Genomic DNA, 15,892 nt, shown 5'->3' with positions numbered 1-15,892 from the left:
TGCACGACTGAATATTTTAAATCAAGTGAGTCAGTCCATATTCAATTCCTTTCTTGTTTCGTCAAGATTGATATTTTAACCGTAGCTCTTTAGTCGTCATCGACCATTTCCCAAACTGAAAAACGCTGCATTCGACCGAATTTGGCCAAATGCAGCGTTTTTATTTTAGTTAGTAAGTTTTCCTATGGTACTTGGTTATTCAACTAAGCACTCGTTAGTGCAAATAGCGACTACTCTTATATTCCATCGTCCCAATTACTGGAATATACTTAATGAATTACTTTCGCTTTTATTCTTGGGGAAAAACATAAGAAACAAATGAAATAAGTAATACATGGGACAATGAACCAAGCAAAGATACCAGGTGTAAGCATTACATACAAACTAATCGGTAATGACCAAATAAATGCAATTAACATGAGGTATTTTTTATTCATGAAAGAAGAAGTGATAGCTAAACAAGCAGGAAGGCATAACGTAAAAAATGTATTGATTGCCACATCTTCAGAACTTGAACCTGTATAAGGGTTATAAAAAACTAGCATAATCCACAAAAAAATACTAAATACACCAGCTATAACTCCCAAGATTGTTCCTATTATTCTCAATTTCATTACCTCCTCAATTTGAATGAACTCACCTAACAATACCTACTGGTTGACATAACATCCGGTTGAAGAAGTGATTACCTTCAGTTCGCAAAGGAAGAGAAATTGAAAATAAGATGGATGAAATAGGTTTGAGATCAGTAAGGCAAAATAAAAAACCGAAGGCGCGACAACGCCAATGGTTTCATACTCCTTACTCAACTAACTAAATCTGAAATAATTTCCTCGTTTGTCTTTTGCAAACTCTTAGGAATATCATTTCTATAACTTTTTAACCCAAAATAACAGTTATCAGTAATTTGTTGAAACAAGCTATGGTTGAAATGAAGTTCTTTGTAAGTAAGACTTTTAGTTAATTTTTCAATAAATCGTTCATGTGTCATCATATCTACAGAACCAAGATGAAAAATCCCGTTAAGTTTATTTTCCATAATGTATTTTAACTGTTTTGCTAGTAACGTATCGGATAGATTATTACATTCTAAATTACTATATACATCAATATGATTGTTCTCGATTCCAGATTTAATAATATCCATTCTCGGAGATTTCTCTCCCCATATTTGAGGTATTCTAAGAATAACTGCACGTTCATTTAATATTTCCTGCAATGTATTTTCACAGTTAATTTTGAATTTCCCATAAGGTGAAGTTGCGTTAGGAGTGTCTAACTCTGAATGATGCTCAGAAAAATCCCCATCAAAAACATTTGCAGTTGAAAAATAGTACAATATACTTTCTATATTTTTTATTTTTAAAGCTAACTCTTTATGAAATATCAATTGTTGATTGAAATCACCCCTCAAACACGAGATTACTGGGTCAGGTTTTATTGATTCAACTATGTCTTTCATCTTATCAATTTCGTTAATCTGTAATCGATACTGATTAGCTCCAGGCATTTTCAAAGATGATGAAGAGTAGGTTCCATAAACATCAAAACCGTCTTTGCATTCTTCAACTAATGCTTTCCCAACCAATCCACTTGCTCCAAGAATAAGTAATTTCTTCAAAGTAAAACCTCCCTTTTAATTAAATAGAAAATCCACATGCTTTGCTTATTTCTCCATATTATTAAAAGTATCCTTCTTCAACATACCTGTCATTTTAGTTGGTATACGGGTTCATTCGTCCCCCAACCCCCTCGGTTCAATACGTGAACCAATTTGTATAGCGCATACATCCTAGGTTGACATAACACCACAATGAGGAAGTATTCAACTTCCTCATTCATAATAAAAGCGCATTAAAAAAGTTAAAGGCAGCACTTTTCTATGAGTATGAGACACCCCCATAATTAGCGAGTTTTATAATTTGCTTGATTAATTAAAAAGGAAAATCCTTGCCGTTCTTGTCGTGGATAATCAGCTCATATTTCTGGTTCGCTGTCTTTGTGTTTACTTCCTCGCTGTCCAGGAATTCTGTTATTTCTTTTCGGATTTTGGCAACCGTCTTTTTCTCCTCTTCATCCGATGGTTTCATGCTCGTCGTGATGTTAATCGTCACTTTTTCAGATTTGTAGGAATAGCCCAAGCCTGTATATTATTCATGAAGGATTTATTGTTCCATGATGCTTAAAAAAGAACACTTCAAACCAATACGTACCAACGTGCAGGTATGTGCAGAAAAAGGGTTATTAGTCAGCAAAGCAGCGATTTACTTATTTAATTGGATAGTATCACTTATACATCATAGGTTGACTAACACTAGGATGAAAAGTTCATCTATAGAAAGAAAAAAGCCCCATTTTGTTCGATTTCGAAACGAAGTGTTGCTTTTTGAATTTAAGTCCAAATGAAATTTTTCTATTTATTTTTTAGAATTTTATTTACCACATTTATAAAAAGGTTTTCGTGCTTATAAGCTAAAAGTAATTTTTCCGCTGATCCAATAGTAAAAGGTTGATTGTTTGTTATTCGAATGACTGTTTCTCTAAAATCGTTAAAAGAGGGTGCTACTTGGTTTCTTAAGCATTCCGAAAAATATTGGTCAATTAATTCAATTTCTCTTGAATTAAAACCATTCATTAAAAGTTCGTATGCTCGTGATTTATATTCGGTATTAATTATCTCATGTAGTTCTGATATACAGTAGGTTATTAAAGCTATTTTAGACTCAATATCTTCAAATTTATCATTCTCCATATACGGTCCCTCCTAATTTAAACTATCCATGTCATTACAAGTTTTAACCAAATCCAGACGAAATCAAGAATCGAAGTTTTCCGAAATCTATTGATTTATTTTCTGATCGATTAAGCGCTGTAATTTATTTGCATAATTTCGAACCGTATCATCCTGATGACTTTTTAAATATGCCACAATTTCTTGAATACCCTCAGTATTCGTCCCTGGTGTATCATATTTATTGATTATGATTTTCATTAATGCCATTTCGGCGTCCTGCACAATGAATTCATCTTTCTTTTTTGCAAGTTTTCCAATTTGATGTATATACCAATTTACATCACAATCAATTTTGCTGAAATAGTGGAGAGCATTACCAACTATCCCTGGGCTATTGCCTTTAAAAGCTTTTTCTCCTTCTTTATATGTAAATTCAGTTTTATCCCCTTCAAAAACAACGAAATTATTTAATTGCTCAATATGATAAAGTTTAGAAACAAACTCATCAAATGACAAAGATAGTTGTTTTTCAATTTCCTGTTCAACGTCTATATATATGATTGGAGGGTTTTCATTAACTTTTCGATAATCAAGCGCAATCCATGTATGCCCATCTCCGCATAATAAGACAATGCGTTTTGGTAATCCCCATTCCTTAATAAAATAACCGGATTATTGTATACCTTCCCTTTTATTTTCTCCAATTCCAAGTAAATAATCGACTGCTAAATGGTCTTCGTCTTCGAAAGAAATGGGAAATGCATTCAGATAAAGAGAACCCCCATTTTGCTCTTTTAATAATTTTAAATAAGAATCAGGCAGTTTTACTTTAAGTTCGCTTTGAGCTGACTCGACTTTTTCGGGTGTCAGTGGATTCAATTCATATTGGTCTAGCACATCAGAATTCCAAATTTGTTTCATCATTAATACCCCCTCTATTTTTTCATTATATAGAAAATTAAGGAATTTAACTACACCCTAAACCTTACTGAATAACACTTCTTTTTTTCCATAATCCATTTCATGTTCCTTGAATATACATTGTTGAGTTGACGGGATTTTGAAGTTTTCGCTTTTCATGTTCCATGAAAGAACATTAAATTTATAGGAGTGGTAAAACAAATCATTTGAGAAAATTCCATGTGATTAAATAAGCCCCTGCAGGTGTCCACACAGGAACATTCAAATTTTGATTAATCCCGCAAAAAAAACGTTTCGATAGTCCACCGATTTATACATCCCTGCGATTTTTTCGAAAGTGATGTCCATCAAGTTGCTCACCACACATATTTTCATTCCCAACAGGTCGGTGAATTGACGTCACGATTGCCTATTTTTCGTTAGTTTTTGGGGCGTGCCCAACGTATAATTAATTTAGTTTGCATCTTTAAGTACTTTTTTAGTGTACTTTAGGATATAAAGAGCTTATTGATCTGCTCTTTAACGGCTCGGATATATGTTTTGCATGAAAGTGACGGTTTGGCTAATTAAAGCTTTCATGATATCTACATCAATATCCGCTAGTTTATTAATATAAACACAAGATTTGCCAGACGTATGTTTTCCAAGGTCTTTTAATAAATCCCCTTGGATAGCTTCATCTGTTGTAAAATACAAACTGATTTTTGCTTTGCGAGGCGAAAAACCAACAAGTGCTGCATCACCTTCGTGGCCAGATTCGTATTTATAGTGATATGAACCGAATCCAATGATGCTTGGTCCCCACATCTTTCCAGGAAAACCTGTCGTTTCAGTAAAAATATCTAATAATTTATATGCATCTTCACGCTTTTTAATATTTTCGACGTTTTCAATGAACTCTATGACACTAGCTTCTGTTTGTTTCGTTTTTGGTTCATACATGATTGGAATCACTCCTTATCCTATATAGTCTTTTTTAAGTTGCATGATTGTTAAACAAATCTTCTCAGACATTTCAATATGTGGCTAATTCTAAGAGCCATTGGCAAAAGATAATCCTCTCTCGTTAAGTGCAAGCCGAATTTGCTCAAGAGCTTTTGGTCCCATACCGTGCAATTTCAAGACCTCAACTTCACTAAGTTTAGTGAATTGCTCAAGTCGCAAATACCCAGCTCCCTCAAGTGCTCGTTGTGCTGGCTTTGCTAATTTAGTAGGAAGGTCACTTTTTATATTACTCATGTTTTCTCCTGCCTTCCGGTAGATCCTCATTTAATACGCGCTCTACATCTCATACTCCAAACATCCCTTAAATATAAAGGTATTCGTCTTTTCCACATATAAATCCTTCTTCGATTGTTTTAAAGCCTTTGAATAATATAAAAATGTGTAACTTCTCAAATGATATAAAGCAACAAAAAACTAGCTATCATTCATGCCTAATTTATCATTTTCGGGAGAACATATGAATCAGAGGTGTTAATATGGCAAAATTACTTCATATCCTTATTATCTTATGTTTGATTTCTCCATCCATTATCCATGCACACGCAGAGCCGAACAATCCAAGCGTGAAAGTAGCCTTTATTAAGGATGGGTTTTTATGGATTAAAGAAAATAAACGAATTGAAAAGCTGACAGATAAAAAAGCATCATATTCTAATTCTCCTCAGTGGTCTTTGGACGGGAAGATGCTTCTTTATCAAAAAGAAGTGACAGAAAACATCAATGAAAATAAGGAAACGCAAAATGAATTATGGGTTTATGACATAAATACAAAAAAGCATACTAAAATCTTCTACGATGGATATAATCCAAAATGGTCACCAAACGAAAATATTGTCGCATTTCAGAGTGGTCCCGTTTTAAATATATCTGACCTAAACAGTTTTTATAATATCGCCCTAGGTGTAAGCGATTATGAATGGCAGCCGGATGGAAAAGGTTTTATTGCTTCCTCTAGTGCTTCTCTTCGCCCAGATGGATGGACCAATCCGATTCTTTACACCATATCAATAGAGAAGGGTTATCAAAACATCGAAATTTTAACAGAAAATGTAAAGAGGTTCTTTGAAATTCCTAAAGAAGTAGGAACGGGTGAAATTAAAATACCTTCGATTACCGCAAGTTCAATCACTTTCTCGCCTAATGAAAAATGGATATCCTTTATTGTGTCTCCTACTGCTTCTTGGGCGATGGATAGCGAGATGCTATGTGTGATTTCTGTAGACGGCAAAGAGTTTACTGTAATTGATGAGGTTGCTCTTGGATTCACGCCAAAGTGGGCTTATAACCATGATTTCCTGGGGTATATAGCGGGTGGAGGACGCATTGTATTTGGGTTTAAAAATAAGAATTTAAAAGTAACGGAACCACCTGCTTATTATACGTTTGACCTTACGCCTAAAAACTATGCGGAAATGGATTTTACTTGGGTTGATGATACCTCCCTCATTGTTTCGAGGGTTACTGAAAGCGAATGGTCAAATGATGCGAAAGAGCGTCCAAAACCTTCATTATATTTTTTGACACTAACAGGAGAAAAACAGATGAAAATAACGACACCTCCAAAAGATCAAGGAGATTCCAATCCCATATTCTTACCTTCAATAAATAAATTGACCTGGTTAAGAAAAAATGACATTGTCTCTGCAAAAGGGGATTTGTGGATAGCTGATCCGAATGGAAGAAATGCAGAACTTTGGATACCAGATGTTTTGGACTATAGTTTTTATCCAGTAAAGTAACTTGCCTACTATAATTGAAAAATCCCACCTGTCTAAAAAGACAAGTGGGATTTTTTATTGCTATATTAGTGACTTAGCTTTCTCAATTTGTAATCGTACTTGATCAAACCCTGTTCCACCTAGTGAATTGCGTCGCTTGACCGCGGACACTGGTGACAACACGTCAAAAATATCGTCTTCAATTAAGTGACTTGCTTCTTGTAAGTCTTCAAGTGTTAGGTCTAACAAGAAGATCTTGCGTTGAATGCAAAGGAAAACTAACTTCCCGGTCACTTCATGTGCCTCTCGGAATGGCATGCCTTTCGTCGCTAAGTAATCTGCGAGTTCTGTGGCATTTGAAAAGTCTTGATGTACCGCTTCATGTAATCGTTTCGTATGGATCGTCATCGTGCGGACCATACCTTCGAAAATTTGTAGTGATCCATTCAAAGTTTGAACCGTGTCGAACATGCCTTCTTTGTCTTCTTGCATGTCTTTGTTATACGCGAGTGGTAAACCTTTTAGCGTGGTTAACAAACTAAATAAGTTTCCGTACACACGACCCGTCTTACCGCGAATCAATTCCGCCATATCAGGGTTTTTCTTTTGTGGCATGATGCTTGAGCCTGTGGCGAACGCATCGTCGAGTTCAATAAATTGAAACTCTTGGCTCGACCACAGAATGATTTCTTCAGCAAAACGAGATAAGTGCATCATCACAAGTGATGCATTACTTAAAAATTCTACAATGAAATCACGGTCACTCACGGCATCCATGCTATTTTGGTACACATGCTCAAACCCTAAATAATTGGCTGCTTTTTGGCGGTCAATTGGGAATGTCGTACCTGCAAGTGCACCGGCACCTAATGGTGAGATGTCAATACGTTTGAGCGATTCAGACAAACGCTCCTGATCTCGCTCAAGCATCCAAAAGTATGCCATTAAATGATGGGCAAATGAAATGGGTTGCGCACGTTGTAAATGTGTATAGCCAGGTGCAATGGTTTCGACATGTTGTTCAGCTTGAGTAACAATGGCTTTTTGAAATGCTTTTATGCTGTCTACAATTTCATGTACACGATTTTTCAAAAAGAGATGCACATCTGTCGCCACTTGATCATTACGACTGCGCCCTGTATGAAGTTTCCCTCCAACAGGACCAATCAAATCAATGAGGAGTTTTTCTAAGTTTAAATGAATGTCTTCGTTTGCAACTTCAAAAACCAATTCATCTTTTGCAGCTTTTTCTTTCAACTGCTCAAGACCAGTCAATATAGCAATCACATCATCTGCCGGTAAAATATTGCAATCTCCGAGCATCTTTACGTGTGCGATACTTCCCGCTAAGTCTTCCATTACTAACTGTTGATCAAAACCAATGGATGCCCCAAATTCATCGACCCACTGTTCAGCAGACTTTTGAAAACGACCTCCCCATAGTTTCGTCATACAGACACCTTCTTTTCTCCTTTATTGACCATAGCATGTACTTTTGTTGGTAGACCCCATAACTCAATAAAGCCGACTGCAGATGCATGGTTGAACTCGTCATTCGTAGAATACGTTGCTAGTTTTTCATCATATAGTGAATTCGGAGATTTACGCCCTTCAACGATTGCATGGCCTTTAAATAATTTGACACGCACCACACCATTTACATACACTTGAGTTTCTTTGATGAATGCTTCTAGCGCTACTTTTAATGGAGAGAACCATAAACCTTCATAGATTAGTTCCGTTAACTTTTTCTCAATCACTGGTTTGAAATGAGCTAATTCTTTTACTAGCGTGATGTCTTCAAGCTCTTTATGTGCAAGTAATAGAGTGTGGGCTCCTGGAACTTCATACACTTCACGCGATTTAATACCAACTAAACGGTTCTCCACGTGATCAATACGACCAACACCATGTTTCCCAGCTATCTTGTTCACTTCTAAAATTAGGTCAGTTAACGAATGTGCCACACCATTTAATTCAGTAGGCACACCATGGTTAAATGTGATTTCAATAATATCTGCAGTATCTGGCGTATTTTCTAAAGCTACCGTAATATCGTACGCATCTTCTGGAGGTGTAGCCCAAGGATCTTCTAGAATGCCGCATTCATTTGCACGGCCCCATAAGTTTTGATCGATTGAAAAAGGACTATCTAAATTCACTGGAATTGGAATGTTATTTTTCTTCGCGTAATCAATTTCTTCTTCACGCGACCAACCCCATGCACGTACAGGCGCAATTACTTCTAATGATGGATCCAATGCATTAATCGAAACTTCAAAACGGACTTGGTCATTCCCTTTTCCTGTACAACCATGTGCCACAGCATGTGAACCCGTTTGATGTGCAATCTCAACTAATTTTTTTGAAATTAGCGGTCGTGATAATGCCGAAACCAATGGATATTTATTTTCATACCAAGTATGAGCTTGAAGTGAAAGTAATGCATATTCATTTGCAAATTCATCTCTTGCATCAATCATATAACTTTCAACAGCACCAACTTGGATAGCTTTCTTTTTAATGAAATCTAAATCTTTACCTTCACCAACATCTAGACAAACTGCGATAACATCATATCCTTGTTCCTTTAACCACGGAATTGCAACTGATGTATCAAGACCACCTGAATATGCGAGAACTACTTTTTTATTCATTTTTCATTCCTCCTGAGTGTATGTTTATTCAACTTTTATGAATTAATATACACGAATGATACCATGGGATAAAAATGTAATCAAGTGTATTTTCATACATTTAAAAAGTTTAACTATTCAAAAAAAGAGAGCTGCCACTTGGCAGCTCTCTTGAACGTTTATTTTTTCATGAAAAAATCTCGACCTACGCGTTCTATAATACCTGGTGCCATGCCGTACACTTTACTTGAAATGCCCATATACCATGGCAAATCTACTTCACGAACTGGACGATTAATAACACGAACAACCGCATTTGAAACTTCCTCTACGGACAATAAAAACTTCTTTAATGATGTTTTATAGGTTCCCGTAGAATCCGCCAAATCTAAAAATGGCGTATCGATGGGTCCTGGATTAATCGTTGTTACATGAATACCATGCCCCTGTACTTCCATTCGAGTGGCATTCGCATAGCCAAGAAGGGCGTGTTTAGTAGCTGCATAAACAGAAGCCTTGGGCGTTGCAATTTTCCCTGCCTGAGAAGCGATGTAAATGATATGTCCTGATTTACGTTCTATCATACTAGGTAAAATCCTACGTGTTAACTTCATAGGTGCCGTTACGTTGACCCGCATCATCTGTTCAATTTGTTCATCCGTTGTATCGTGTGCTAATGCAAATGTACCAACTCCCGCAGAAAACACAACGATATCGAGAGCAGGACATTGGTTGATAACGTCGTCCAGTGAGTCCTCTACTAGTAAGTCCGCTTCGATGACATGAATGCCTTGCGTCTCAAGTTCTTGAAGAGCATCTTTTGAACGGCCAGTTGCATAAACACTGTATCCTTTTGCATGAAGGTCTTTAGCAACTTGCATTCCTACTCCGCTAGTAGCTCCCGTAACGAGAACCGTTTTATGCTTGTGCATATGAAAACACTCCGTTTTGATCGCGCGACTCAATGGCTAGTCCTTCTGCAAGGAGATAATCGACTTGGCCGATTGTTTCTGAAAGGGTCAATCCAAGTTCTTTTTCATAGACACTCGGGAATAGTTTCTGTGTAATCTCAAAAATGGTCAGTGGTTGTTGTCCTATCATCGCATGTACTTTCATCGCTCGATCATGTTGTCTTTCTAAACGATGCACAATCAGTTCATGTACATTGTAGACTTCATTTCCATGCCCACTATAGATTTTCTCTACTGGCATGGTTAACACTTTTTTTAACGATTCGTTGTATTGGAGCATTGCCTGAGGGCGACCAGCACTCGGATCTAATGGGGGTTCAATTAATGGATTAGACGAGATCTTCTCTAATATATGATCTCCTCCAATCATCTCTCTGTTTTCAGCATGCCAAAAAGAAACATGGCTTTGCGCATGTCCGAGTGTTTCAATGACACTCCAACCTGGGTGACCTGGAAGTAAATCGCCTTCTTCAAGTGTTACATCAAGCGGACGGTTGCCGAGAAAAGACACAGGACGTTTCATTTTCTCTACCCACGAGTGATATTTTTCAGGTACACCTTCTTCTATTAAACGTTCCAAATAAAATTCATCATGATAGGCAAAAAATGCTGGATTACGAGTTAACCAGAGGTCATTATAAACATGGCCATACACTTTGGCTTGTGGGAATGCATCAATCCAGCCCGCATGGTCAGGATGATGATGAGTTAAAAACACTTGTTCAATGTCACTAAAGGAATATCCCGCTTCTTTTATTCCGCGCTCTAATGCTTCATATGCTTCAGGTGTTTTAGGACCTGCATCAATTAATGATAGAGAATCTCCTTTTAATAAATAGGCATTAACGTCTCCTACTGCAAATGGTGTAGGTAAAATTAGTTTGTGTATCAATTGGCATTCTCCTTAAAATGAATCACTATTCACTCATTGTACAAGTTTTCTCCGATCTCGTCACGTTTTCAAATAACTGAAGTAAATTAGAAGCGTTATATTTTTTATTTCTAAATTAAAAATGTGCATCAGTTCTATTACTAGCTCCATTGATTGCTAAAATGGAGCAATCGAAAAGAAGATTCCCTATAAGTTATATAAGCCGTTCAGTTTTGAATCACTTTTCTTGAATTATAACCCTGAATAGACACCCAATTACCTATGCAATTGGATGTCTATTCTTTATTGATGTACGGCTTTTCACTAATTCAATAAAATTGACTAAAACACAAACCAATTCTACCAGAGAGAGGTGGAGGCGCTTCTTTACCGTTACACATTCGGCTGATCAGTGGCAGCTGCGAGCTACGCTGGACAGCTTTCCTCAGCGCCACCTATCCCCGTGCTTCTTCACGTAGTGTGCAAACACAAAGCGCCAAGGAATGACGAAAGGAAAAATCAGGACTATCAAGCAGGCTGAGGCCGTCGCCCAGGTTGATTCGTCCATTTGGCCGGCTGACCACAGTGGGAGTGCAACGACGATCAGCCAGATCGACTTCCAAACAAATTCCCACAGAAGCAAAGGTAGCATCTGAAGCGGATACCGCAGGCCGAGGATTGACAGCGCGGAAAAGGCGGTCAACATGCAGGCGACCACCCCTTCCATTAGATCCCAGGACTTCTCCTGATGGATTAATTGAAGGAGGACTTCCGGCCATTGCACGATAGCGAGCCCCACGACGATAAGTAGGTACAGCGCCCTCAGCAAATAAAGACGCAACAATGACACCTCGTTCATTTTTTCAGTACTTTTGATTTGATTCAATTTTCATCCTCTTTCTTTTAACTATAAATTTGATAGTAATTAGACATACGAAAACGACTTCCTCATCCATTCCGTTATACTAAGTCCTCTGATTCATGTAATTCTTCGTCATCAGCCCCCTTGAGTTACTTCGATTTTAAATGCCAAAGGGTCCAAATTGTTTTTTATAATCGCATCTTTAAAAATTTTGTTCACTTGTTCTTGTTCTTGTGCAGTAACGACGTTGTTATTTGGCACTATAATGTTAAGTCTAATATCATCTTTAGAATATATTATTCCAGCAATAGAATAGTTGTATCCTTCTTTTTTCATTTCTTCAGCCACTTGTTCGTAGAACCCCCCTTTTTTAGCAAGGAGTTTTTGAATGTCATCTACTTCTTTTAGTAAGACATCATATTGCTTTTGGGACATTTGAGGAGGATTATAGGCTTTTTCTTCTTTTCTTGAGTCCTGGGTATAGATAAACAATGCTACGACCAGTAAAACTAAACCAACTCCGATTACACTAATTTTCCCCAACTTCACACAGACAACTCCTATTGTGTTTTTTTAAAAGATATGTCTGAGCAAATGGGAATATCCCGTTAACATTACCCCGAAAGAGGAATTATTCGCTTTCATTATTCCAGCTGCCCTTTTAAGGCAACTTGTTATATTTTCTGTTTATTATAAAAGCACCTCGAAATGAGGTGCTAATTCAGGTTCTATTTGACTGTTTTCTTAAAAATAAAGCGGGTTCGATTTGACCGTTTATTTCAGAAAAAGTGATCCAAAACGGAACGGGTTATAAGTTATATAGGCATTCTCTGTTGACACTATTTTTACCTACTCCGATACAATCATTTCTTTCTCTTTTGCAATTAGGGCCATAATCGTCTTTTTTACTTCCATTAAAATCTGATCCCATTTTTCAGTTATATTCTGACTTATGCCTATGTGGAAACTAATTTCATAAGGCTCTATTCCAATGAGAACCCCTTTAATTGTATTTCTTTGTTGATACAACATTTGGAATAAATGTAGATTATGTGGTGAAATATCAAGTGTTTGATATTCATGTACATTTGCGAGAGGATAAATTGATAGCTCTCCAGTTTCTTTGCCTGAATAGACAGCATCAAGAATAATAGTATATGTAGCTTCTTCAATCTTTTCGATACAATAATCAATATCTGATTCCCCAATTAAATAATGAATGTTTGATGTTGTATCAAGTTTCTCCAGTTCCTCCACAAGGTTAATTCCAATACCATCATCCATCATTAATTGATTGCCAATGCCCAATACGATAATTCTTTCCATTAAAACACCTTGATCGTTTTTACTTGTCTTCCTGGACTGTATACATGAGTCGCGCACGACATACACGGATCAAAGGATCGAAGAATTCTTCCAATCTCTGCAGGTTTGTCGGGATTTTGAATAGGTGTACCTATTAATGCTTCTTCAGCAACACCTCTGTAGCCATTATTGTCTCGAGTGGAAAAGTCCCATGTTGATGGCGTTATTATTTGATAGAATGATAACTTTTTATCTTGAATTCCAAGCCAATGCCCTAGTGCGCCTCTCGTTGTATCGACTAAGCCTCTGCCTGCTGCTTCTTCAGGAAGTTCATATTTCTTTTGTACATCTACCCCAGGAATAATTTGTTGTAATAAAATCTTCATGATTTCTGCTATTTTCTTAGCTTCAATTGCTCTAGCAATGGTTCGATCCATTGCTGAGATTCTATTGTCATACACACCACTTAATATTAATCTTGCCAGTGGACCAACTTCAAAGGGTAGATTGTCGTATCTAGGTGCTTTCACCCAAGAATATGCTTTTTCTTTATCCATATCAGGCTCTGTAACTGCTACATTTGGTTGATTTGAGCTTGTTTTTGCCGTATACCATGAGTAATCAATTTTTTCTTGTATTTTATTTTCATCAAATTTTTCAACAGATTTAGATGTTGCTACTAGTGGGTCAACATACAACGTTCCAAGGTCTTTATAATCGTTAAATGAACCATATGTTAGAAGATTACCGTAGCCTTTTCCTAGGTGAAAATATTCCTGATAATAGTGAGCGATATCATAGACATCTGGAATCATTTTTTCATTAATAAATTGACTAACTTTTTGTAAAATAGAATCAATATGAACAACTTTTTCTGCTGTTGCCTGGGTAGCAATGCCTCCAATAAAGACTCCGTGATTGTGGAGAGCTTTTCCCCCTAATACCGCTAACATCTGATGCGCAAGCCGACTTATTGGAAGTGAATCAAAGTAGTGCTGAGAAATTCGATCATTTATTGCTTTTGGTAATCGGAAATCGTCATGGTCTGAAAGTAGAAGTGGATTTTGTTCAATCTTCACAAAGTCAGGAACGGTGTACTGATAGAAATGTCGGATATGATTTTGTAAAAACTCGCAGCAATGAATAATGTCTCTTAAGTACCTTCCTTGTTCCATTGGTTGAATGTTTAGAGCATCTTCTAAGGCTAATGATGAAGCCATAGAATGTGCTGCTGAGCAAATACCGCATATTCGTTGCGTGAAATATACTGCGTCAAATGGATTTCTTCCTACTAACATTTGCTCAAACCCTCGAAATAAATTCCCTTTCGTTTGGGCATCAATCACTTGATTATTCTCTATGGTTACATCGATCTCCATAAAACCGCTAATTCGCGTCAAAGGATTTATAATAATTTTTTTACTCATTCTTCACCACTTTTGTCGTATCGTAGCTTATGAATGGAGCCATAGCATCTGGAAAACCGAATTGAGCACAACCTATACAAGGAGTGTCATCTCCAATCGGCCAGTTCACATGACCATTCCATTGCCGCGTTGGACAATCAACTCTTGTAACTGGACCACGGCACCCTAGTTTAAACAAGCAAGTTTTATCTCCTAATTTCTCAGCAAAAATACCCCGGTCAAAAAATGGCCTTCTTGGACATCTGTCATGAATAAGTGAACTATAAAACATTAATGGTCGGTCCATGTTATCAGTCTCTGGCTCCCCGTAAAGTAAGAGATGAGCTAATGTCCCTAAAAACCAATCTGGATGAACAGGGCACCCTGGTAGTTTAATCATTTTCTTTTGAGGAAGAACTTTTTGTAATCCCACAGATTGGGATGGATTTGGTTTGGCCGCAGATACACCACCATGGGTCGCACAAGCTCCTACCGCTAAAATATGTGAAGCTCTCTCTCCAAACATTTTCGCTGCTTGAAGACCAGTCAAAGGTTTTCCTTCCCAGCTTCCGATTACATTGTATAAACCGTTATTTCTCAATGCAACAGCACCTTCAACTGCTAAAATAAAATCCTCATCAAGCGTATTCATTAGTTTCTCTATGGCTCGATCTCCCTCGGACGCCATTAAACTATTACAATAGCGAAGATTCACCATTGAATTTAATGTATATTCAAAGTCGGGATTTTGCCCATTTAACAAAGAAATGATATTTCCAGAACATCCATTTAACTCTAAGTAAACTAAGTTTTTTTTCTTAATTAATCCCTTATCAATATTAGTCATAACAGTATTTGTTAACCTTGAAGAAATCGCTTCATTAGTCATCGGCTCTGGTGGTAAAATATATGGTTTCATTTAACCTAACCTCCCCACAACTGGTAATGTATCTAAAATCGATTGTTGTCCTGCGTGACACGATGCAAATTCCCCTGAATATTCTTTTCCTGCTGTTAATCCAAAATGACTAGCGGCTGCCCATGCTCTGTTATTCGTCACATCATAAACTATATCGTCTACCGCAACATAAGCCGCTCTACCATTTTTCCCATCGTAATTGGCTAATTCTTCAATTGAAAAGGTCCGTTGATTGGTTTGCTGAGAAGTTTGGTTCGGTGAGGGTGTATTTGGTGAAATTTGTTGTTGATTGGTATTCCTCAAATCAACAGGTAATTGTTGTTGGGTAGGGGGCAAACTCATAGTAGTCATAGCTTGATTAGCTAATAGCTCACTAAGAAAATGGATAGAAGACATGGTTTCCCATAAACGTTGCAGGATCTGTTGTTTCATGGAGGGGTCATCTTGGTTCGACAGTGTAAAGATATCGTGACGGGCCTGAGTAACAAGATTAGTTATTTGTAGTCTTAGCAATGCAATATTTTGCACTAGGTCCTCTCCTTAA

At 37.1% G+C, this 15,892-nt stretch carries 16 protein-coding genes and 1 pseudogene; 1 reads left to right on the top strand and 16 read right to left on the bottom strand.

Annotated elements, in window-relative coordinates; translation table 11 throughout:
- Positions 1-269 precede the first annotated feature (269 nt).
- The 6 genes and pseudogenes from ACFPYN_RS11220 to ACFPYN_RS11195 all read right to left on the bottom strand — a co-directional run bounded on the left by ACFPYN_RS11220 (position 270) and on the right by ACFPYN_RS11195 (position 4,894).
- The gene (locus ACFPYN_RS11220; RefSeq protein WP_377734216.1) at positions 270-608 is read right to left on the bottom strand and encodes a hypothetical protein; all 339 of its coding nucleotides are present in this window, start codon (positions 606-608) and stop codon (positions 270-272) included.
- Positions 609-805: 197 nt separating this feature from the next.
- Positions 806-1,621, bottom strand: a complete 816-nt coding sequence (locus ACFPYN_RS11215; protein WP_377734215.1) for a sugar nucleotide-binding protein — start codon at positions 1,619-1,621, stop codon at positions 806-808.
- Positions 1,622-2,413: 792 nt separating this feature from the next.
- Positions 2,414-2,752, bottom strand: coding sequence for a hypothetical protein (locus tag ACFPYN_RS11210; RefSeq protein ID WP_377734213.1), 339 nt, complete (start codon positions 2,750-2,752; stop codon positions 2,414-2,416).
- A gap of 87 nt (positions 2,753-2,839) precedes the next feature.
- Positions 2,840-3,655, bottom strand: a pseudogene (locus ACFPYN_RS11205) (SMI1/KNR4 family protein).
- A gap of 519 nt (positions 3,656-4,174) precedes the next feature.
- A complete protein-coding gene (locus tag ACFPYN_RS11200; RefSeq protein WP_377734212.1) occupies positions 4,175-4,597 on the bottom strand; it encodes a DUF1801 domain-containing protein in 423 nt (140 codons plus the stop codon).
- A 90-nt stretch (positions 4,598-4,687) separates the two neighbouring features.
- Complete coding sequence (locus ACFPYN_RS11195) at positions 4,688-4,894, bottom strand: DNA-binding protein (protein ID WP_377734211.1); 207 nt, start codon at positions 4,892-4,894, stop codon at positions 4,688-4,690.
- Positions 4,895-5,136: 242 nt separating this feature from the next.
- Between ACFPYN_RS11195 and ACFPYN_RS11190 the strand changes: the two genes are divergently transcribed.
- The gene (locus ACFPYN_RS11190; RefSeq protein ID WP_377734210.1) at positions 5,137-6,399 is read left to right on the top strand and encodes a TolB family protein; all 1,263 of its coding nucleotides are present in this window, start codon (positions 5,137-5,139) and stop codon (positions 6,397-6,399) included.
- A gap of 60 nt (positions 6,400-6,459) precedes the next feature.
- Here ACFPYN_RS11190 and argH read toward each other — a convergent pair whose 3' ends face one another.
- The 10 genes from argH to ACFPYN_RS11140 all read right to left on the bottom strand — a co-directional run bounded on the left by argH (position 6,460) and on the right by ACFPYN_RS11140 (position 15,876).
- A complete protein-coding gene (argH, locus tag ACFPYN_RS11185; protein ID WP_377734208.1) occupies positions 6,460-7,830 on the bottom strand; it encodes an argininosuccinate lyase in 1,371 nt (456 codons plus the stop codon).
- A complete protein-coding gene (locus tag ACFPYN_RS11180; protein ID WP_377734206.1) occupies positions 7,827-9,035 on the bottom strand; it encodes an argininosuccinate synthase in 1,209 nt (402 codons plus the stop codon). Before ACFPYN_RS11180 ends, argH begins: the two co-directional genes overlap by 4 nt.
- A gap of 158 nt (positions 9,036-9,193) precedes the next feature.
- A complete protein-coding gene (locus ACFPYN_RS11175; protein WP_377734204.1) occupies positions 9,194-9,946 on the bottom strand; it encodes an SDR family NAD(P)-dependent oxidoreductase in 753 nt (250 codons plus the stop codon).
- Positions 9,933-10,877, bottom strand: coding sequence for an MBL fold metallo-hydrolase (locus ACFPYN_RS11170; protein ID WP_377734203.1), 945 nt, complete (start codon positions 10,875-10,877; stop codon positions 9,933-9,935). Before ACFPYN_RS11170 ends, ACFPYN_RS11175 begins: the two co-directional genes overlap by 14 nt.
- 424 nt (positions 10,878-11,301) lie before the next feature.
- Positions 11,302-11,742: a hypothetical protein gene (locus tag ACFPYN_RS11165; protein WP_377734201.1), complete on the bottom strand. Its 441-nt coding sequence runs from the start codon at positions 11,740-11,742 to the stop codon at positions 11,302-11,304.
- A 111-nt stretch (positions 11,743-11,853) separates the two neighbouring features.
- Positions 11,854-12,267, bottom strand: coding sequence for a hypothetical protein (locus tag ACFPYN_RS11160; protein ID WP_377734199.1), 414 nt, complete (start codon positions 12,265-12,267; stop codon positions 11,854-11,856).
- 300 nt (positions 12,268-12,567) lie between these two features.
- On the bottom strand, positions 12,568-13,044 hold the full coding sequence (locus ACFPYN_RS11155; RefSeq protein ID WP_377734198.1) for a hydrogenase maturation protease: 477 nt from the start codon (positions 13,042-13,044) through the stop codon (positions 12,568-12,570).
- Positions 13,044-14,450 carry a nickel-dependent hydrogenase large subunit gene (locus ACFPYN_RS11150; RefSeq protein ID WP_377734197.1) on the bottom strand — a complete coding sequence of 469 codons (1,407 nt, stop codon included), beginning with the start codon at positions 14,448-14,450 and terminating at the stop codon, positions 13,044-13,046. Before ACFPYN_RS11150 ends, ACFPYN_RS11155 begins: the two co-directional genes overlap by 1 nt.
- Positions 14,443-15,348 carry a hydrogenase small subunit gene (locus tag ACFPYN_RS11145; protein WP_377734196.1) on the bottom strand — a complete coding sequence of 302 codons (906 nt, stop codon included), beginning with the start codon at positions 15,346-15,348 and terminating at the stop codon, positions 14,443-14,445. The genes ACFPYN_RS11150 and ACFPYN_RS11145 overlap by 8 nt, the downstream gene beginning before the upstream one ends.
- Positions 15,349-15,876: a cytochrome b5 domain-containing protein gene (locus ACFPYN_RS11140; RefSeq protein ID WP_377734195.1), complete on the bottom strand. Its 528-nt coding sequence runs from the start codon at positions 15,874-15,876 to the stop codon at positions 15,349-15,351.
- Positions 15,877-15,892 lie beyond the last annotated feature (16 nt).

This window comes from Paenisporosarcina macmurdoensis (assembly GCF_042658845.1).
Lineage (GTDB): Bacteria > Bacillota > Bacilli > Bacillales_A > Planococcaceae > Paenisporosarcina > Paenisporosarcina macmurdoensis.
This window is presented reverse-complemented; position numbering and strand designations above follow the sequence as displayed.